At 70.6% G+C, this 18,717-nt stretch carries 19 protein-coding genes; 16 read left to right on the top strand and 3 right to left on the bottom strand.

Features of this window, described 5'->3' with window-relative positions; genetic code table 11:
• Window positions 1–62 precede the first annotated feature (62 nt).
• Window positions 63–395 carry a cupin domain-containing protein gene (locus ABGB14_RS40195; RefSeq protein ID WP_347649110.1) on the bottom strand — a complete coding sequence of 111 codons (333 nt, stop codon included), beginning with the start codon at window positions 393–395 and terminating at the stop codon, window positions 63–65.
• A 35-nt stretch (window positions 396–430) separates the two neighbouring features.
• Here ABGB14_RS40195 and ABGB14_RS40190 point away from each other — a divergent pair, with 35 nt between their 5' ends.
• The 14 genes from ABGB14_RS40190 (at window position 431) to ABGB14_RS40125 (ending at window position 15,410) form a co-directional block, all read left to right on the top strand.
• Window positions 431–769, top strand: a complete 339-nt coding sequence (locus ABGB14_RS40190; RefSeq protein WP_347649109.1) for a hypothetical protein — start codon at window positions 431–433, stop codon at window positions 767–769.
• Window positions 770–896: 127 nt separating this feature from the next.
• Window positions 897–1,703, top strand: a complete 807-nt coding sequence (locus tag ABGB14_RS40185; protein ID WP_347649108.1) for a rod shape-determining protein — start codon at window positions 897–899, stop codon at window positions 1,701–1,703.
• Between the two features lie 21 nt (window positions 1,704–1,724).
• Window positions 1,725–3,266, top strand: coding sequence for a helix-turn-helix domain-containing protein (locus tag ABGB14_RS40180; protein ID WP_347649107.1), 1,542 nt, complete (start codon window positions 1,725–1,727; stop codon window positions 3,264–3,266).
• 109 nt (window positions 3,267–3,375) lie between these two features.
• Entirely contained in the window at window positions 3,376–4,635 is a 1,260-nt protein-coding gene (locus ABGB14_RS40175) for an FAD-dependent oxidoreductase (protein ID WP_347649106.1), read from the top strand.
• A 94-nt stretch (window positions 4,636–4,729) separates the two neighbouring features.
• Entirely contained in the window at window positions 4,730–5,185 is a 456-nt protein-coding gene (locus tag ABGB14_RS40170; protein WP_347649105.1) for a hypothetical protein, read from the top strand.
• 176 nt (window positions 5,186–5,361) lie between these two features.
• Complete coding sequence (locus ABGB14_RS40165; RefSeq protein WP_347649104.1) at window positions 5,362–5,799, top strand: anthrone oxygenase family protein; 438 nt, start codon at window positions 5,362–5,364, stop codon at window positions 5,797–5,799.
• 389 nt (window positions 5,800–6,188) lie between these two features.
• Window positions 6,189–9,263 (top strand): CHAT domain-containing protein, encoded by a 3,075-nt coding sequence (locus ABGB14_RS40160; RefSeq protein WP_347649103.1) that lies wholly within the window; start codon window positions 6,189–6,191, stop codon window positions 9,261–9,263.
• Complete coding sequence (locus tag ABGB14_RS40155; RefSeq protein WP_347649102.1) at window positions 9,250–10,014, top strand: methyltransferase domain-containing protein; 765 nt, start codon at window positions 9,250–9,252, stop codon at window positions 10,012–10,014. The genes ABGB14_RS40160 and ABGB14_RS40155 overlap by 14 nt, the downstream gene beginning before the upstream one ends.
• An 8-nt stretch (window positions 10,015–10,022) precedes the next feature.
• Entirely contained in the window at window positions 10,023–11,096 is a 1,074-nt protein-coding gene (locus ABGB14_RS40150) for a hypothetical protein (protein WP_347649101.1), read from the top strand.
• Window positions 11,096–11,662: an AAA family ATPase gene (locus ABGB14_RS40145; protein ID WP_347649100.1), complete on the top strand. Its 567-nt coding sequence runs from the start codon at window positions 11,096–11,098 to the stop codon at window positions 11,660–11,662. Before ABGB14_RS40150 ends, ABGB14_RS40145 begins: the two co-directional genes overlap by 1 nt.
• Before the next feature lie 60 nt (window positions 11,663–11,722).
• Entirely contained in the window at window positions 11,723–12,088 is a 366-nt protein-coding gene (locus tag ABGB14_RS40140) for a hypothetical protein (RefSeq protein WP_347649099.1), read from the top strand.
• Window positions 12,089–12,104: 16 nt separating this feature from the next.
• Window positions 12,105–13,130 (top strand): radical SAM protein, encoded by a 1,026-nt coding sequence (locus ABGB14_RS40135; protein WP_347649098.1) that lies wholly within the window; start codon window positions 12,105–12,107, stop codon window positions 13,128–13,130.
• Complete coding sequence (locus ABGB14_RS40130) at window positions 13,127–14,698, top strand: cobalamin-dependent protein (RefSeq protein WP_347649097.1); 1,572 nt, start codon at window positions 13,127–13,129, stop codon at window positions 14,696–14,698. The genes ABGB14_RS40135 and ABGB14_RS40130 overlap by 4 nt, the downstream gene beginning before the upstream one ends.
• Window positions 14,699–14,765: 67 nt before the next feature.
• Window positions 14,766–15,410, top strand: a complete 645-nt coding sequence (locus tag ABGB14_RS40125; RefSeq protein WP_347649096.1) for a hypothetical protein — start codon at window positions 14,766–14,768, stop codon at window positions 15,408–15,410.
• Window positions 15,411–15,525: 115 nt separating this feature from the next.
• Here ABGB14_RS40125 and ABGB14_RS40120 read toward each other — a convergent pair whose 3' ends face one another.
• Together ABGB14_RS40120 and ABGB14_RS40115 are read right to left on the bottom strand one after the other, a co-directional pair.
• Entirely contained in the window at window positions 15,526–15,762 is a 237-nt protein-coding gene (locus tag ABGB14_RS40120; RefSeq protein ID WP_347649095.1) for a hypothetical protein, read from the bottom strand.
• Between the two features lie 110 nt (window positions 15,763–15,872).
• Entirely contained in the window at window positions 15,873–16,724 is an 852-nt protein-coding gene (locus tag ABGB14_RS40115; protein ID WP_347649094.1) for an aminoglycoside phosphotransferase family protein, read from the bottom strand.
• Window positions 16,725–17,013: 289 nt separating this feature from the next.
• On the opposite strand from ABGB14_RS40115, the gene ABGB14_RS40110 reads away from it, so the two are divergent.
• Window positions 17,014–17,361: a YciI family protein gene (locus tag ABGB14_RS40110; RefSeq protein WP_347649093.1), complete on the top strand. Its 348-nt coding sequence runs from the start codon at window positions 17,014–17,016 to the stop codon at window positions 17,359–17,361.
• Entirely contained in the window at window positions 17,354–18,691 is a 1,338-nt protein-coding gene (locus ABGB14_RS40105; protein WP_347649092.1) for a sigma-70 family RNA polymerase sigma factor, read from the top strand. The genes ABGB14_RS40110 and ABGB14_RS40105 overlap by 8 nt, the downstream gene beginning before the upstream one ends.
• Window positions 18,692–18,717 lie beyond the last annotated feature (26 nt).

The following is an 18,717-nucleotide window of genomic DNA, read 5'->3' as shown; positions in this document are numbered from 1 at the left end:
GCGGGCGCGGGAAGGCGCACCGGTGGGCGCCCCACCGGTGACAGCGGATCGGTCGCGCCGGGTCAGCGCCGCTTGACGACGGTCAGCAGGACCGCGGAGTCCTCCAGCGCCTCGAGACTGTGGCGGGCGTCGGGCACGATGAGCAGGTCTCCGGTGCGCGCCTCCCACGACTCCGCACCGGCCAGCATGCGCACCCGGCCGTGCAGCACCTGCACCGTCGCCTCTCCCGGATTCTCGTGCTCGGCGAGGTGCGAGCCCTGCTTCATGCCGATGACCGTCTGGCGCAGCACCTTCTCGTGCCCGCCGTACACGGTGTCGGCGGTGTGACCGCCGCCGGCGCCGCCCGCCAGATCGGTTTGCTGACGGGCCAGGGCCGTGAGCGAGACTTTCTGCATGCCGCCATTGTCTCAGTTGGGCTATGGTCGGCCGTGTGACGGGACCGTGGAACACCCCATGCAGGCTCATCGTGCTGAGCCTGGTCCTGGTGTGCTCGCTGGTGGCCGGCGCGTCGAGCGTCTGGCACGCCGCCGGTGACCCCGTCGCCCAGGAGGCGACGACGTGGAGCCCCGGCACCACGGAGCACCGGCTGACGGGCCTGCCGCCCCAGCTCTCCACCGGCCGCGAACCCCTGGTGCCGGAGTCCGGCGCGCGGCAGGGCGACGCCGCCCATCTGGCGCTGCTGCCCCCGCCGCACGGCTCGGCCGCCGTCGGAGACCCCCAGCAGCTCGGGCACCGCGCCGCGGGGTCACGCAGCCCGCCGCTGGTCTGACCTTCGTCCACTGTCGCGCCGCGCGGCCCGGCCGTGCGCGCCCGGCTGCCCGCCGGCGCGGCCGTCCCCATGCGGGACACGCCCTCATTCCTTCCTTCTCGCGTCAAGCAAGGAGCCGAACACCGCCATGGCCGAGCTCGCATCAGCCCGCACCCTCCAGCACACCCGCCACGGACGGGTGGCGCTCGATCTGGGCACCGCGCGCACCAGAGCGCTGACCTCGAGCGGGGTCGCCATCGCCGACCGCCCCTCGGCCGTCGTCGCCTCCCCGCCCGTCGCCGATGTCGCCGACCCGGTACGCCCGATCCGGCACGGGATGATCGCCGACCCGGGCGCGTGCCTGCGCCTCGTACGCCTCGTCCTGCGGGACGTCCAGACGGCGGGCGACCGCTCCATGGAGCAGGTGGTGGTCGGCGTGCCCGTGGCCGCCTCGCCCAGCGACCGGCGAGCGGTGCGCACCGCGGTGTCCGAGGCCGCCGGATGCGGGGTGACGCTCGTGGAGGAGCCCCTGGCCGCGGCCGTCGGCGTCGGCCTCGACGTCACGGGCTCGCGGCCGTTCCTGCTGCTCGACGTGGGCGCGGGCATCGTCGAGGCCGTCGCCATCCGCGACGGCGCCATCAGCGACGCCGTGGCCATCCAGCTGGGCGCCACGACCAGCGCGGGCCTGCTGCCGTACGTGCTGGACGGCGTCGTCGACATGACGGCCGCGTTGCTGCGCCGCCTGCCCGCCCAGCTTCGCGTCGCCGCGCGCGCCCACGGCCTGACGGTGACCGGGGGCGGCGCCCTGCAGGCGCAGCTGCTCAGCCGCCTGGACACCGTCCTGCGCATGCCGGTCAGCACGCCGCCCGAGCCGCAGCACGTCACCGTACGCGGCCTGATGCGGCTGTGCCTGCAGCCCGCGCTGGCCGCCGGCCTCGCCGCGCGTGGCCGCTGACCGCCGGGGCAGGGTAAGCCCGTGATCCGACTCGATCGCCTGGTCAACGTGCTGGGCGGATACGGGGTGCGGTTGTGCGGGCGGCCCGGGACGCGCTCGGTCCAGCTGCGCAGCGTGGCGATGCCGGACCCCACCGACGAGCGCCTCCAGGGTGACGTGCTGCTGGCGGTCGGCGCCCCGTCGGCGGCCGAGGCGGTCCGGTGGGCGGTGTCGGCGCGGGCCACGGTGGTGATGGTGCGCGCCGGCGCCGAGGCCGCCCGCGAGGCGTCCTCGGCCGGCGAGAGCGAGGGCGTGGCGGTGATGCTGGTCGACCCCGCCGTGTCGTGGAGCCAGCTCGCCGGCGTGGTGTACGGGCTCGTCCTGGAAGGGCGGGAGACGGAGGCGGGTCGCGGGCCGACGGACCTGTTCGCGCTGGCCGACAGCCTGGCCGACGTGGTCGGCGGCGCGGTCACCATCGAGGACCGGCTGTCGCGGGTGCTGGCGTACTCACGCTCCCAGCAGGCGGGCGACCCGGCCCGGCTTGAGACGATCCTGGTCCGGCAGGTTCCCGACCGGCTGCGGGAGCTGTTCAGGTCCCGCGGGGTGTTCGACCGGCTGGCCGCGTCCGACGAGCCGGTGTTCGTCGAGCAGGACCCGGAGCACGGGCTGACCGGGCGGATGGCGGTGGCCGTGCGGGCGGGCCGCGAGGTGCTCGGCTCGGTCTGGGTGACCTGCGGCAGCCCGCTGACCGGAGCGCGGCTCGGCGCCCTGACCGACGGGGCGCGCACGGTGGCGCTGCACCTGCTGCGCCAGCGGGCGAGCGCCGACCTGGAGCGGCAGGTGGAGTCCGACCTGGCCATCCGGCTGCTGGAGGGCAGCGCCGACGCCGCGACAGTGCTCAGCCAGCTGGGGCTGGCCGGCGAGACGCTGCGCGTCATCGCCGTCCGCGCGCACGCCGGGAACGAGCGCCACGCCGCGCTGCTGCTGGCCTTCGAACGGGCCACCACCGGCTTCGGCTGGTCGCGGCCCGGGCGCAGCACGCTGCTGGGCAACACGCTCTACACGATCCTGCCGGGCGAGGAGGCCGACGCGGCGCGCGCCTGGGTGTCCGCGCTGGGGTCCGCCCTGCCCGCGCAGGTGAGGCTCCTCGCCGGGATCGGGGCGCCGGCCAGGGCTGCGGAGCTGCCGGCCAGCAGGCAGGAGGCCGACGAGTGCCTGGCTTTGCACGAGACGGGCCCCCTTCAGGCCGCGCCGCCGGCGTACGACGAGTCCTGGGACGACATCCTGCTGCGGCGGCTGCGGGCCGCCGCGCGCACCGGCCGCACCCCCGCCCGCGGGCCGGTCGGCGCGCTGCGCCGGCACGACGCCCGCCACGGCACCCACTACATGGCCACGCTGCGGGCGTGGCTGGAGGCCCAGGGCGACCCCGCCGTCGCCGCTGAACGGCTCGGCGTGCACCCCAACACCGTCCGCAACCGGCTTCGCAGGATCGTTCAGATCACGCCGCTCGACCTGGACGACGCCCGCCAGCGCCTGGCCATGATCATCACGCTGGCCGCGCTGGAGGACGACCGCCCGTTGTGACGCCCGGACAATCCGGCCGCCGCAATTGTCGGATCCGCACAACGCTGGACGGTCTCGCGCGCGCGATCCTGGGAGAAAGAGCGTCATCTGTCCAGTACGGAGGCATGCCATGACCGGCAACGAGCGCATCACCAACCCGCCGCGATCGGCGATCGTGGTGGGCGCCGGCATCGTCGGCCTGTCGACCGCGTGGTTCCTCCAGGAACGCGGCGTCGAGGTCCACGTGGTCGATCGCGGCGGCGTGGCGGCCGGGGCGTCCTGGGGCAACGCGGGATGGGTCGCGCCCGGCCTGGCCATCCCGCTGAACGAGCCCTCCGTCCTGCGTTACGGCCTCAAGTCGCTGGTGAACCCGTCGGCGCCGCTGCACGTGCCCGCCACCGTCGATCCGACGTTGTGGGCGTTCCTGCTCCGGTTCGCCGCCAACTCCCGGTGGTCGTCGTGGACGCGGGCCGTGCGCGCCAACCTGCCGCTGAACGAGGAGTGCATCGAGGCGTACGAGGTGCTCACCGCCAACGGCGTGGACTCCCCCGTCGTCGACGCGCCCATCACCGCGGCCTTCCGCACCCCGCAACAGGCCGAAACCCTGCTGCGCGAGCTGCGCCGGATGGCCGACGCGGGACAGCCCGTCGACCACGCCGTCCTGGAGGGCGCGCGCCTCGCCGAGCACGTTCCGCTCGCCTCCGCGGCTCTGCGGGCGGGCGTGCGGATCGACGGGCAGCGGTACGTCGACCCCGGCGGCTTCGTCCACGCCCTGGGCACGGCGGTCATGGCCCGCGGCGCCACCGTGTACGCCTTCGAGGTCGCCGACGTGCGCGACGAGAACGGCAAGATCACCGTCAGCTCGCGCCAGGGCACGTCCGTGTCGGCCGACGCGGTGGTGGTGGCGACCGGCGCGTGGCTGCCACGCCTGGCCTCGCAGTGGGGCGTCCGCGTCCCCGTGCAGGCCGGCCGGGGCTACTCCTTCACCGTGCCGGTCGACCGCCCGGTGCCCGGCCCGATCTACCTGCCCGACGTGCGGGTGGCGTGCACGCCGTACCAGGGGGCGCTGCGCGTGGCGGGAACCATGGAGTTCCGCGACCCCGACGCCCCGGGCGTCCCCGCCCGGACGGAGGCGATCATCGCCTCCGCCCGCCCGCTGCTGGACGGCGTGCGCTGGGACGAACGCACCGACGTCTGGGTGGGCCCGCGGCCGGTCACCCCCGACGGGCGCCCGCTCGTCGGCGCGACCGCCCGGCCGGGGATCTACGTCGCCGGCGGGCACGGCATGTGGGGCCTGACCCACGGCCCGATCACGGGCCGGCTGCTGGCCGAGCAGATCACGACCGGCAAGCAGCCCGCCCTCCTGCACGAGTTCGACCCGCTGCGCTGACCGGTCTGCTCCGTTGACTGGTTCGGCTCCCTGACCGGTCCGGCCCGGTGCGCTGCCCGGCTGGACAGGGCTCGCGGGCGGCGCTCGCCAGGCGGTGGTTCCGGGCCTGCCGCCTCTCGTCCACGCGCTGCTGCGCCACCTGGAGGAGGCCGGATTCGCGGGTGCGCCGCGTTTCCTCGGCATCGACGCGGCCGGTCGCGAGGTGCTGACCTTCGTCCCCGGCGAGGTCGCCGGGCGGCCGCGCCCGGAGTGGATCGCCGACGAGGAGCGGCTGGCCTCCGTCGGGCGTCTCGTGCGCGCCTATGACGACGCCAAGCCGGTTGCCAGGGTCGACGAGATGTGCAACACGATGGTGTACTGGGCGCCGCTGATGGACCCTGTCGACGCCGACCCGCCGCTGCGGGACGTGGACGCGCCGCGCCGCTGCCGGATCCTCGCCGACGCCTACGGCATGTCGGAGGCCGATCGCGCGCGGCTCGTCGAGGTGGCCGTGCTGCGGTCGCGCCGGTCGTGGTTCACGCCCCGTGACCACAGCGGACGCCCCGCCTGACCGGACGGGGGAGTTGCCGGCGGATTCGAGACCTCAGGGCTGGAGGCGGCCGCGCACGCCCGGCGGCCGGATGGACCCGGTCGTCCGGTCCGGGCGGTGGCGCCGTGGACGCTCGCGTATGCGATCGAGCGTCCGATGCATGGACCGTCTCATGCCGCGGGCGTCACGATGAACAGATGTTGGCTCTGTCCCTTGTCGCACTCGCGCTGCACGGCGCCCTCGCGGGCCTGTTCTACACCTTCTCCATGTCCGTCATGCCGGGCCTGAAGGCCGTCGACCCCGCCCAGGCGGAGGCGGCCATGCGCAGCATCAACCGCAAGATTCTCAGCCCCTGGCTCTACCTCGTGTTCCTCGGGTCGCCGCTGGCGGCGCTGGTGGCCGGGCTGCTCGCGGACGCCTCCGCGGCCCGCTGGTTCCTCGCCGCCGCCGCGGTGAACTTCGCCGGATCGTTCCTCGTCACGGTGGCGATCAACGTACCGATGAACAACGCCCTGGAAGCGGGGACCATGCCGTGGAAGGACTACGCGAGCAGGTGGACCGCGTGGAACACGGTCCGCGCGGCGGCCGGCGTGGCGAGCCTCGTCCTGATGGGTGCCGGCCTGATCGCCCTCTGAGGGGACCGAGCGGGTGGGAACGCCCGGGTGAGCGCCGCCCTCACCGGGGCCCATCCGGGCTGACCTGGCGGGGAGAAATGCCTTACGGGGCCAGGAGAGAATGGCAACGTTCAGAGGGCGCTGGGGGAATCGATCGCGTATTGCATCGGGAATTCAATAACATTAGTATCAACAGATGCTTGCAGGGAGATGCGGCACCGGGTGCTCGGTGTTGTCCTCCTCGCCCGGTCTGCCGCCCCATGAGTTCCTGGCTTCGCGCCCTGCCGGATGACCCTCCCGGGCATCGCACGTGAAGTAGCGCTGCGCGAAGCAGCGGACGTGGTTACGCTTGAACGATTCGTGCCGATGCCATTCTGGCGGGATTGAACGGGTCATTCTCGGGAGGTGAGATGGCCCAGCGGTTCAGTGAGTTCGAACTCCGGCTCGACGCGGTCCACGGCGTGCACTCTCGATCCGCCGACGGGCACGAGGCGAGCGGTCAGTGGGTGGATGCCGACCTGCTCGCGATCGGGCCTCTGGCCGCGAACGTGTTCGCTCCCGGCGGCTCGCCCAAACGTTTGGGTGACGCGATGGAGCGTCTGGCGTTCCCCGGGCGGGTGGCGGAGCATTTCGCCACCGCGTGGCAGCTCGCCAGGCGGAACCCTTCAGTGTTGCGGGTTCGGCTGCGGCTGGACGCGACGTTGGCGCCGCTCCCTTGGGAATTCCTGCGTTTCCGCGACCGCTGGCTCGCCACGCACGCTGACTTCGTCCTCGCCCGGCACGTCGCGCGGGCCGTGGGCGGAAGGCCCGCGGACCGGCTGCCCGACCGGCCCAAGATCCTGGTCGCGTCCGGATCCCAGCAGGAGGGGCCGATCCAGGCCGGCGCGATCCATGAGCTGCTCAGCACCAGGCACTACGAAGTGCTGGAACCGCTGGAGGACTGCGAGCTGCGGGACCTCGACCAGGCGCTGGTCAGGGACCGGCCGCACATCCTGCATCTCATCGCTCACGGGCGCGTCCGCGACGGACAGGGCGAGATCGCCCTGTCGCACCGGGGCGACAGCACCCACTGGCACACCGCGGACCAGCTGGCCACGGTCTTCGACCGCTGGCAGCCCGAGCTGGTGCTGCTGCACACGTGTGACAGCGCGGCCCGCCCCGGCGGCGAAGCATCCGATGGCGACCAGCACGTGAGCATCACGGACGCCATGGCGGCCAAAGGGCCACTCCGCGTCGTCGGGATGAGCGCCCCGATCTCCAACGAGGTCGCCGTGGCCTTCTCCAACGAGTTCTACCGTGAGCTGACGAGGACGGGCGCCACCATCGAGTACGCCGTCCAGCTGGCCAGGAGAGGGCTGGGGCGAGAGTTCGGCTTCACCCGCCCGTGGTTCGGCGTGGCGAACCTCCTGCTGTCGGGGGCGGCCGAGCACCCGCCGGCGCCCGAGACCGGGCCGGAGGATCAGGTCGCCTCCCAGGCTCCGCGCGTCCGGCACAACCTGCGGCAGCGCGACTACGCCACCTTCGTGGGCCGTGACCGGGAGCTGCGCCAGCTGGGCAACCTGCTTCCGCCGGACTCCAGTTGCCCGGTCATCGGGGTGTTCGGACCGGCGGGTTCGGGCAAGAGCACGCTCGCGCTGGAAATCGTGCACCGCGTGATCGAGGCGCCCAAACCCGCGTTCGACACCGTGATCTGGGTGAGCGCGCAGACGCAGGTGCTCACCAGAGCGGGTGTTCAGCCGCACTCGCACGTCAACGCGCTGGAAGACGTGCTCCAGAGCACGGCCTTGACGATGGGACGTTCGGAGCTGCTGCGGCTCCCGGTGCCCGAACAGGTCGAAAGGCTCCGGCTGGCCATGGTCGACCAGCCCGTGCTCATCGTCATCGACAACTTCGAGACGGTGGACGACCACCGGGTGCTCGAGTTCGTCAGCGAGTTGCCCGCCCCGACTCGGGTGCTGCTGACGTCACGCGAGTTCGTCGAGTGCTCCGATCACATCCGGCTCGGACCGATGGGGGAGTCCGAGGCGATCAGGTTGCTGGAGCTGGAGCTGAGCAGGAGAGGGATCCAGCAGAGCCGCGATCAGAACGAGCGGTTGGCGGCGGCGAGCAACGCGCTCCCGCTCATCATCAAGTGGGTGGTGGGCCACCTGGCCGCCGGGCATGCTCCTGACTCCGTGCTGGCCAAGCTGGCCAGCGGCGCCGACGACCTGGCCGCGTACTGTTTCGGCACCTCGGTGGAGTCGCTGCGGATGCGTAACCACGACGCGTATCAGAGCCTCATCAGCGCGTCGGTGTTCGCCGGGTCGATGTCGAGGGAGGCCTTCGGCGAGGTTGCCGCGCTCGACTCGCCGCACGTGCGCGACGAGTGCATCGCGACGCTGCTCGGGATGAATCTGCTGGAGCAGACGGGTGATCGGCTGCGCATGCTGCCCGTGATCAAGCGGCTCATCCTGAAACTCGTCGGCGACGCGGACGAGCTGGTTGAGCCGCGAACGCGGCAGGTGGCTTACTACCTCGGGTTTCTCAAGAAATACAACCCCAAACAGGATTCCACACCAGAGACGGAGCCGTTCTGGCAAGAGGTTCACAACATCCGGGCCTTGATCCGAGCCCTGCAGACCGAGAGGGCCGACGAGGACGCGGAAGGGGCTGACCAGGATTACGTCAAGCTGTGCGTCGAGTACAGCTCATTCGTGTGGGTGCACGGGCTCTGGGCCGAACTGTTCGAGATCGCCCAGAGCATCGCAGCGTCGGGAAGGAAGACCGGCGACTGGGAGGCGGTCGCGAAGGTGGCGCTGGACGCGGCCCTGGCCTACATGGACCGGTTCGACGCCGACGCCATGCGCGAGCAGCTGACGCTCGTGCTCGAGATGTTCGAGCACCTGGACCGGATCCCTCCTCAGCTGTACGAGACCTTCTTGTTCTGCCGGGCGGCCGCGGCCGCGATCCGGCGCGACGCCGCCGCGCAGCAGTACTTCGAGGAAGACCTCGAATTCATCGAGAGCATCGGAGAGCGCTGGCGCAAGGCGGGCACGCTGTGGTGGATGGGCGCCTTCAATGCCCGGCAGGGGCGCTGGGAGGACGCGCAACGTTACTTCGACCAGGCAATGGAAATAGCGGAGTCGGCGGGAGATCGGCGCACCATGGCGTTGGTCTATGGCTGGCGGCCCGCTGCCCTGTACTTCCTGGGCAGCAAGAACGACGCTTTCGGGTCGATAGCGGAACTGGAGGGCTTCGTGCAGCGGTACGGGCAGCTCACGTCCAAAGGGCAACTCGCCGACAGCGCGGCCATCATCCACCTCGCGGAAGGGCTCGCCCACCTGCGGAGCGGGCTGGCGTACGCGGAGTCGGCACACGGGGTCTTCCGTGACCTGGGAAGGAAAGAGCTCGCGGCGCACTACGAGGCGGTGGTGCCCGCTCTGCACGAAATCGTCACACGATTGGCAGAACTGCAGCGGAAGGAACCAACGAATGGCTCGACGTGAGATTCTTGAATGGGGTTCGATCGCCGAGCGCTATGCCGCCTGGCTGAACGACGAAGAGAACATTTCGGGTCGGGCCTTCACCGACATCGTCACTGACGCGGTCCTCGACATGGCCGGCGATCCGGCCGGCAAGCGGGTTCTCGACCTGGGCTGCGGCGAGGGATATCTCTCCCGTCACCTCGCGCGGGCGGGCGCCGCCGTGGAGGCCATCGACGGCGCGGGGGAGATGCTGCGGATCGCGCGAGCCCTCTCCGGAGACCTGCCCGTCAGCTTCCGTCAAGGCGACATCTGCGGGAAGCTGCCCTACGATTCCGGCGCATTCGAGCTGATCGTCTGCAACATGGTGCTGATGGATGTCGACGACATAGACCACGCCATATCGGAGGCGGCACGGGTTCTCGAACCGGGCGGCCGGCTCGTCTTCTCCGTCGTCCACCCCACGTTCTTCGACGCCACAGGGGAGTGGCGCAGCGAGGACGGGCAGCCGGTCTACCGGCCACGGCGTCGCTACGTCGAGGAGTTCAGCTACGTCAAAACCCTGGTCGGGCTCGATCCGCCCGCCCGGCTCACCCATTATCACCGGCCCATCCAGACCTACGTGCAGGCCGTCCTGGCGGCCTCCCTCGCGTTGACCGGCTTCGCCGAGACCAGCATGTCGCGGGACCAGCGCCGGCCCGAGCTGACGCGTTTCCACTTCACGGCCAACAACCTGATCATCGGGGCCACCAAACCGGGCGGAGGCGAGGGATGATGCGCCCCTTGCCGCAGCGCATCGGTGATCTGCTGGGCAGGGCCAGGACCGGACGCGTCGACACCCGTTCCTACTCCGCCGTCCAGGACGATCACAACCTGGACGGTGGTGGGGAGGCGGCGTGGTTCGGGCCCGGGGAGGGCTATTTCGAGGTGCGCGTGAACCAGGTGCAACTCGCGGCGGCCCGCGAATGGTTCACCAGATACGACCCGATGGTGCTGATCGCTGTGGACTGCGTCTACGGGAGTAGACACATCAGCATCCCGTACGTCGTCGGGCCGGCCCTGTTCGAGTCGGCGGGCATGCAGGTGGGGCCCAACGCGATCATCCGCGACATCCGCACGGTGGGTCCTCTGCCCTACCTGGGAAGCCCGATCCGGATCCGCATCGTGCTCTACAAGGTGGTGCGGGAGAACCTCATCTCATCCATGATCAACATCGCGGAGACCCTGTCGGGGGTGTTGCAGCCGTTCGCGCCGCGCGTGGTCGGCGAGTCCCTGAGCGTGGTGAGCAACTCGGTGTTGTCGGCTCTGGAGGCCGTGGTCGGTCTGCAGGACGCGGTGGTGCCCGTGCTGGCCTTCGCCAAGGATTTCGGCGGTGGGAACGAGCCGCTTAAATCCCTTCATATCGCTTTGATGGATCGGCCGTCAGGTGAGCTGAGTCCCGATGAGCTGTGGATCGCGAACGGTGAACTGCGCACCGGCTCATCACCCGGCAGCCTCTCCAGGATCGTCGACCACGACTTCGTGCACTTCAGCGTCAACGGCAGCCGCTCCCGTGACGACGTCTCGCTGCTCCCGTTCTACGCGATCTGGGAACAGGCGCTCCGGCACGCCCTCGAACCGGGCCGTCCGCAGTGGTCGATCGCGAAGTCTCACATGGTGGCGCTCTATTCGGCGATGGCGACCAGCCCTGACCTGACCCGCGGGCAAGCCGGCGAACTGCTCGACGGGTTCGGGGCCGAGTTGCAGCGACATCGCAAGCGTGCCCTCGATCTCGCCAAGCTCGGCGCCGGACCGGACGGCGGCGCTATGGAGGGGGTCGAGCAGATGCTCGAGTTGCTCGATCTTTCGGAACGCTGATGCCGGGCGACCTTCTGGTCCTCATGTCCGGTCAGCAGGCGACCGGCAAGACCACGACGGCGCGAGCCCTTGCCAGGCGGCTCGACCTGCCGCTGCACGCCAGCCACGACCTGCGGGCCGCGCTGGGGTTCGCCTCCGGCGACCTCTACCGGCCGGAGATGCGGGACGAGGTCTACAAGAGGCTCTTACACGGGGTGACGGAGTCTGGTGCGGTGCTGGACGCCTCTTTTCTGCGATCGGCATATCGGGCGGCCGCATATCGTCTCGCAGAACGTTCGCGGCTCGTCGCCGTTGTCGTGGAGTGCCAGGCGAAAGTCTCTGACATCGCGTTTCGGACACGTCGCCGGCTTGGCGTGCCGGGCCCGGAAAACCAGGGTGATCGTATGCTGTACTATCGCCTTCGATCCGCCGAAACCGATCCACTGAGACAGGATGGTGCAATCGAGCACCTCCGCTTCGACACGTCGGCGAACACCGTCACCGTGATCCGGTCGACGAGTCCGGCGACCAGGTGCGTTGAACGGGTTCTGCGATCGTTGACTCTTCTTGGCGGCCCCGGCGGGTGATACGGTTCGATCGCCGGGCATCGACGGCTACGCGCTCTTCGAATAATGGAGGGTATTCCAGTGGAATCGCCGAAATACTCAAGAAGCGACGCGTTCGTGGTGCGTCCCGATCAAAAGGGCGTCATCTACGAATATCCAAACCAGTCCCATGCGCTTCGCATGTCCTATATGGAGGTCAACGGCCGCCGTCCCGGCGAGCCGGGCAAGGCTTTCCTGGAAGAGGACTGCACGTTCGCCATCTACATCATCGACGGCGCCGGCACGATCTGGATCGAGGGTGAAGAGTTCAAGCTCGGCGCCCAGGACGTCGCCACCGTGCTGGCCGGCAAACGCTGGTACATCGAGGGCAACCTGAAATACGTGACGGCGACCACGCCGGCCTTCTATCCCGAGCAGTCCACGATGGTCGACGTGAACCCCGGCTGACGCCCGGGAGGTGGTCATGACTCCACCGGATGCGGACCTCTTGCTGGAGTCCTTCAGCCGCGGCGAACCTCTGCTGCCACCACGCACCGCCTACGTCAACGTCGTCAAACGGTGCAACGCCGGTTGCGGATATTGCGCTGACTGGACCGCGCCCCGTGATCCGAGGCTCGACCCGCCGCTGGAGCAGCTGGCCTACCTGTTCGGCGAGTTACGCCGTCTGGGCGTCGGCGATCTGGTGGTCAGCGGTGGAGAGCCGTTCCTACGCCGTGACCTCCCCGCCGTGCTGGAAACGGCGCTCGAGTGCGGGTTCGAGATCCGGGTGATCTCCAATGGCTCCCTGATCACCCGGGAACACGTGAGAGCCCTCGTCGGCCTGGGGATCACGAAGGTCGGCATCTCCATCGACAGCCTGGTTCCTGACCGGCTCATGGCCATCCGAGGGTTGAAGGCCGCTCGCGTGCGTCGGACCATCGAGATTCTGGCCGGTGACGAGCGGACAAGGCCACGGGTGGCGCTCTACGTCACCGTCACCAGGGCCAACCTCGACGACCTGATCCCCCTCGCCGACTACGCCCGCCGGTTGGGCATCACCGTGCAGTACCAGCCCGTCCACTTCGCCGGTACCGGCCTCGACGACCATATCCTGACCCATCTGTGGCCGGCTGAGCCCGATCTGGCCCGGCTGGACGGAATCATCGCCGAACTCGTCCGTGGCGCACAGGACGGCACGTTTCCCATCAACAGCCGGCCGGACTTCCTCCAGCAGATTCCCCGCTTCTTCCGCGACCGGACCTTCCATCCGGAACGATGCACGGTGGCCTACACCGATGTCGTGATCGACCAGGACCTCAACCTGCGTCCCTGCTGGTCCATGCCGGCCGTGGCCTCGCTCGCGCAGCCGGGGTTCGATCTGGTGCGGATCTGGCGAGCTCCCGAGATGCGGGCGGTTCGCGAGGAGATCAAACAGGATCGTTGTCCTGGCTGCCTGTTCAGCTGCCATATGAACAAACCGCACATCTCGCTGAACAAGGCACGCTCGTGACCGCCTCGTCCCGGAGGCTCCTGCTCGTTCAGCTGTACAGCCCGCTACAGCCTGCCGATGCCGAGCCCCTCTCCGTGGCCACGCTGGCCTCCGCGGTCCAGGACCTGACGGAGGTCGAGGTCCGTACGGTCAACCCGGTGACCGACCCACGGGCGGTGAGCGACTTCGTGGCCTACGTCCGCCGCGAACGGCACGAACTGGTCGGCCTGTCCGTACCCCAGGGCACGTACGACACGGCACTGGAGATCATTGAACTGCTGCGCGCGCTACGGTCGGCGCGGGGTCACCCCGAGGTCCTGCTGGGGCATGCCCTGCCGACCCACCTGCCGGAACGTTTCCTCGGCGTCGACCCGGACGTACTGATCATCCGTGGCTGGGGCGAGAACGCGCTCCGTGCCTACCTGTCCGGGCAACCGCGGCATCGGCTCGCCGACGTCGTGTTCATGGAGCGCGGGGAACTCGTGCGCACCCCCGCCCGGTCGGACGGCCAGCCGGTGTACCCGCCTCCGTTGCGGGTGGGCGGCGACTATTTCCGCCGGGTCGAGGCCAGCCGCGGCTGCCAGTTCGGCCGGTGCACCTTCTGCACGCGGCCGCCGGGACGGGCCGACGAGTGGAGCGCCACCGCGCGGGAACGGATCGCCGCCGACCTGTCGGCGCTGGCTGTGATGGGGGTGCGCCGCTTCACCTTCACCGACGAGGACTTCCAGCCCGGTGCCGGGCTCGCCGCACTCGTACGGGACCACGGACCGTTCACCTACACGGTCTCGATGCGGGTGGACACCCTGATGGGACGCCAGGGGGATCGGCAGGGGATGAGGACCTCGGAGGCGGAACTGGCCGACTTGTACGATTCGGGTCTTCGCCAGGTGTACCTCGGTGTGGAGACGTTGTCCGGGTCACAGATCCGGCGTTTCGGCAAGCGGGCCACCGCCGACCATTCGATCAGCGCGGTGCGGCGCCTGGTCCGTCGCGGTTTCGACGTGGAGATCGGGCTGATCCTCTTCGACCCTCTCGTCACGCTGGAGGAACTGGCGGAAAGCGTTGACCTGATGCTCTCCAGCGGGTTGTGGCGGCACGCGGGCGCGCCGTTCGGAAAACTGCGGATCCAGGTCGACTCGCCGATGGCGCGCAGTCGCCGTCTCGCACCGATGCTGACCACGATGGATCCCAACATGATGGCCTATTCCTGGGACTACGCCGATCCGCGCGTGGCTCGGGCGCGGCAGATGGGGCTGGAGTGGTGGAGCGGGCTGGACCAGGCGTACCAGCTGATCCGCAATGTGGTCAGGACGGGTCGTGACCGGCCGGATCTCCTGCGCGTGGCCACCTCCGCGCTGCTGATGTTGCGCGCGTCGAGCTTCCAGGTGCTCCGGCTCGCGATCGAGAGCATCCGGCGGGGCGGCACCGGGCTGGAGACCGGCACGGTCACCTCGTTGATCGAGCGGCGGGAACGAGCGCTGTCGGCAGTGAACGCCGCGTTCGGCGAGGGCCCGGACAGGGTGGCGACGGGCCGGCTGGTCGAGGAAATTCATAAAATCGCCATGAAGGAGAGAATTGATGGCCTCTGATCCCTCCTTCGAAGGGTTCGAGAAAATTGCCGGTGTCGATGGTGAGACAACCGGCCGTGACCCTTTCTTGGCGAAAAATCCCGACACCTTGTGGGAGTACGCCATCGTCATTCCCCACGAAAGGGCGAGGCTGGAGCGGGTCTGGGAGTTCTGGCCGGAGGCGGTCGCCGACCCGGAGTTCCTGGCTATGAGCAACTTCGCGCGCCGGCACCATCCCCGCCTGCGGGAGTGGAGCGTCGCCACCCTGGGGACCGACGGATCATGGCGGCGGACCTCCCGGCGGGAGGCGGCGACCGAGATCGCCGCGTTGCTGCAGGGCAGACATATCGTGGGCATCGTTCCCGGGTTCGACGACATGTTCCTCAGGGCGCTTCTATCTGAATACGATCTGCGACCCTCCTACCACTACCACGTGATTTGTGCACAGGTTCATGTTCGCGGGTTCATCCACGGCTGGCATGCCGCGCTGGCGGCCGCCGCTGAACGGCTCGGGGGACCGGCGGGGCTGGTGGCGGAGCTCGCCGGGCCGCCGCTGGAGGTGACGCACGCTCCCTGGGATGCCGACCGGCTGCTGGCCGCGGTGGGCGCCGAACCGCCGCAGGGCATCGAGCGGCACTCCGCGCTGGCCGACGCGCGGTGGGCGTTGGAGGCGTACCTGCTCGCTCAGGCGCCCGGCCCATGGACGCGGTCAGCGGGCGGCCCCACCCTGTGACGGCAGCTCCCGGGAGGACGGCACGGCGGTGCGTTGACGGAGCCGGGCCCGGAGGGCATGGCGTGGCGCGGCGCCGGTGGTCGCCGCACGGCCACGCCCGGCGCCTCGCCGGTGATCAGAGGGTGAGGCAGCCCACGAGCGGGACTTCGGGTGGTACGGCCACCGCGCCGACGGGGTCGGCGATGCCGCCGGTGGCGCAGTTGGCCATCACGATGGGGTCGATCTTGGTGATCGACTCCAAGCTGTTGAGCTGCGTGGGGTCGACGACGGCATGGGCTGGAGCCGACAGGGTCAGGCCTGCGGCGACGGCGAACATCGCGACGGCGGCGATCTTACGAGGGGATGGACGCACGGGGAACCTCCTTGTGAAGGATCACTTTCAGCTACAGACAGTAATGAAGACTGAACTCTCTGTATACAGTCGTGAGATGAGAAAACCCTCATGAGCCGGCCATCCCGCGCTCAGCCGAGCAGTTCCAGCACCCGTCCCGCCTGCCGCTCCCACGTCCCGGCCGGGTTACGCGCGGCGAACGGCCCCGCGGGCCCGAGCATGGAGAACCAGGAGAACGCGATCAGCCGCCGGAAACCCAGCACGCGGGCGCGCTCCGCCCGCGCGAGCCCGATGCGGTCCAGCAGCAGCGCCGCGTCGAGGTCGCCGTCGAGCCGCGAAACGTGCTCCAGGAGGTCGCCCAGCTCGAACGCGCGGTCGTTGCGGCCGGAGTCCTCCCAGTCCAGGAGCCGGATCCGGCGCTCGTGTGCGTCCCACAGGTAGTTGGCGTGGTTGCCGTCCGCCTGCCCGAGGACCGGAGGGAAGGGATCGGCGAGCAGTTCGTCAGGGTCGGGGCCCGCCAGCCATGCCGTCCCTTGCGCGTACGCCTTCCGCACGAGGGGGTCGTCCCCGGGATCGGGCTGCTGCCCGGCGGCATAGGTCCGCGCCTTCGCCACGGCCTTGGCCGGGGTCCACGCGGCCGGCCGCATGGACGACACGACCGCGGCGGGCACCGCCTCGCGCAACCGGCCGAGGGCGTCGGCCAGCGCTTCGGCCTGCTCGTCCGTCGTACGCTCGCCGCGCAGCGGGACGCCCGGCAGCCGGGTCATCGTCACGCTGGGGGGCACCGCGTCCAGGGCGGCCACAACCGGCGCCGGGGCGAGGCCGGGCGCGTGCGCGGCCAGCACGGTCAGCGCCTCCCACTCCCGCTGGGGCTCCTGCCGTTCCCACGACCGGTAGCGCTTGACCACGACGCCGTCGCGGAGCTCGAGGTCGTGGGTGGCGAACCGGTCGCCCGTCATCACCGTGCCTTCCTCCGCGTCCACCGGATCATACGAGACATGCGGTCTCCGTGATTCCCAGCCCGCCGGATCCGGGGTGCGCTCGCCGCGAGGGCGCACGTCAGCGCCTTGCGGGCCCCGCCGTGCTGTGCCGCTTGGCCGTGCCCGAGAACGATTGTCGCGCAGAGCGATGACTCCCGGGCACGTGTCGTGTCTGCATACTCACCCGGGTGTGCGCCGGACGCGGCGGCGGAAATTTCCGCCGTTCCGTTGTCCGGATCGGGGCAGCCCGCTCGTCACCTTTGCTGAGAACACGACACGAAGGAGCGTAGAGATGAAGTACATGATGTTCGTCTGCAGCGACACAGCGCCGGACACCGATAAGTCGGAGATGCCGGACATTGAGGCGTGGGTGGCGGAGAACGACGCCCGCGGCCGGCGCCTCGACGGCGACGCGCTGGCCCCCACGTCCGCGGCCACGACCGTACGCGTGCGCAACGGCGAGCTGCTGGTCTCCGACGGGCCGTTCACCGAGACCAAAGAGGTGATCGTGGGATACGACCTCCTCGAATGCGCCGACCTGGACGAGGCGATCGAGGTCGCGCGGACCCACCCCATGGCGCGGGCGGGACGGCTCGAGCTGCGCCCGTTCACCGGCCCGGACGGCCCGCCGCGTGACTGACGCGCACCCGGCCCTCGACGGCACGGCGGTGACCGGCGGCGACGCGGCGCGGGCGGACGCCGGCCCGGTGCGGACGGATGGCGACGCTGCGGGAGCCGTCGCCGTCGCGGGCAGGGACAGCTTCGCGCGGATCATCGCCGCCCTGATCCGCGTCACCGGGGACTGGACGCTGGCCGAGGACTGCGCTCAGGAGGCGCTGGCGCTCGCCCTCGAACGCTGGCCCGCGGACGGCGTGCCCGCCAACCCGGGCGGATGGCTCATGACGGTGGCGCGCAACCGCGCGGTCGACGCCCTGCGACGGGCGTCGACCGAGCGCCGCAAGCTTGAGGAAGTGGCGGTGCTCGCGCTCGCCGACCCCGGCCCCGGCACAGGGAAGGAGCAGGTCGTGGACGACCGGTTGCGCCTGGTTTTCACGTGCTGCCACCCCGCGCTCCCCCTGGAGGGGCGCGTGGCGTTGACGTTGCGCACGGTCTGCGGGGTGCCGACCGCCGACATCGCGCGGGCCTTCCTGGTCAGCGAGTCCACCATGACCCGTCGCCTGACCAGGGCCAAGACGAAGATCGCCGACGCCGGCATCCCTTACCGGGTGCCGGCCGGTCCCGCGCTCGCCGAACGGCTGCCCGGCGTCCTCGCCGTGCTCTATCTGCTGTTCACTCGCGGTTACGACGCGGGCGGCGAGCCCGCCTTCGCGGACGAGGCGATCCGGCTGGCCCGGCTGCTCGAACGGCTCATGCCGGATGAGCCGGAGATCGCCGGGCTGCTGGCCCTGTTCCTGTTCCAGCACTCCAGGCGCGATGCCCGCCGTGACGGCGACGGCGACCTGCTCACCCTCGACCGCCAGGACCGCTCCCGCTGGGACCACGCCGCGATCGCGGAGGGCGTGGCCGCCCTGGCAAGAACGCGTCAGGACAGCGCGGGGGCGCGGCGGGGCGGTTCCGGGGTGCGCGAGGACGGCCCGTACGTGCTGCAGGCCAGGATCGCGGCGTGCCACGCCACCGCGGCGTGCGCCGACGCGACCGAGTGGACGGCGATCGCGGCCTGCTACGACGCGCTCGTCCGGATCCAGCCCTCCCCGGTGATCGAACTGAACCGGGCCGTGGCGCACGGGTACGCGTACGGTCCGGCGGCGGGCCTGGAACTGCTGGCCGCGGCCCGCGCGGGCGGCGCGCTCGACGGCTATCCGCCCGCGCTCGCCGCCGAGGCCGACCTCATCGCCCGCGACGGCGGCAGGGAGCGGGCCGCGGCCCTGTTCCGGCGGGCCGCCGCGCTCTCCGGCGGCGAGGCCGAACGCCGTGCCCTGCTGGACCGGGCCGACCGGCTCCTCGCGTAGCCGGTCACCGGGACGGCCAGGGCGGG

Source organism: Nonomuraea sp. B10E15 (assembly GCF_039871615.1).
Classification (GTDB): domain Bacteria; phylum Actinomycetota; class Actinomycetes; order Streptosporangiales; family Streptosporangiaceae; genus Nonomuraea.
This window is presented reverse-complemented; position numbering and strand designations above follow the sequence as displayed.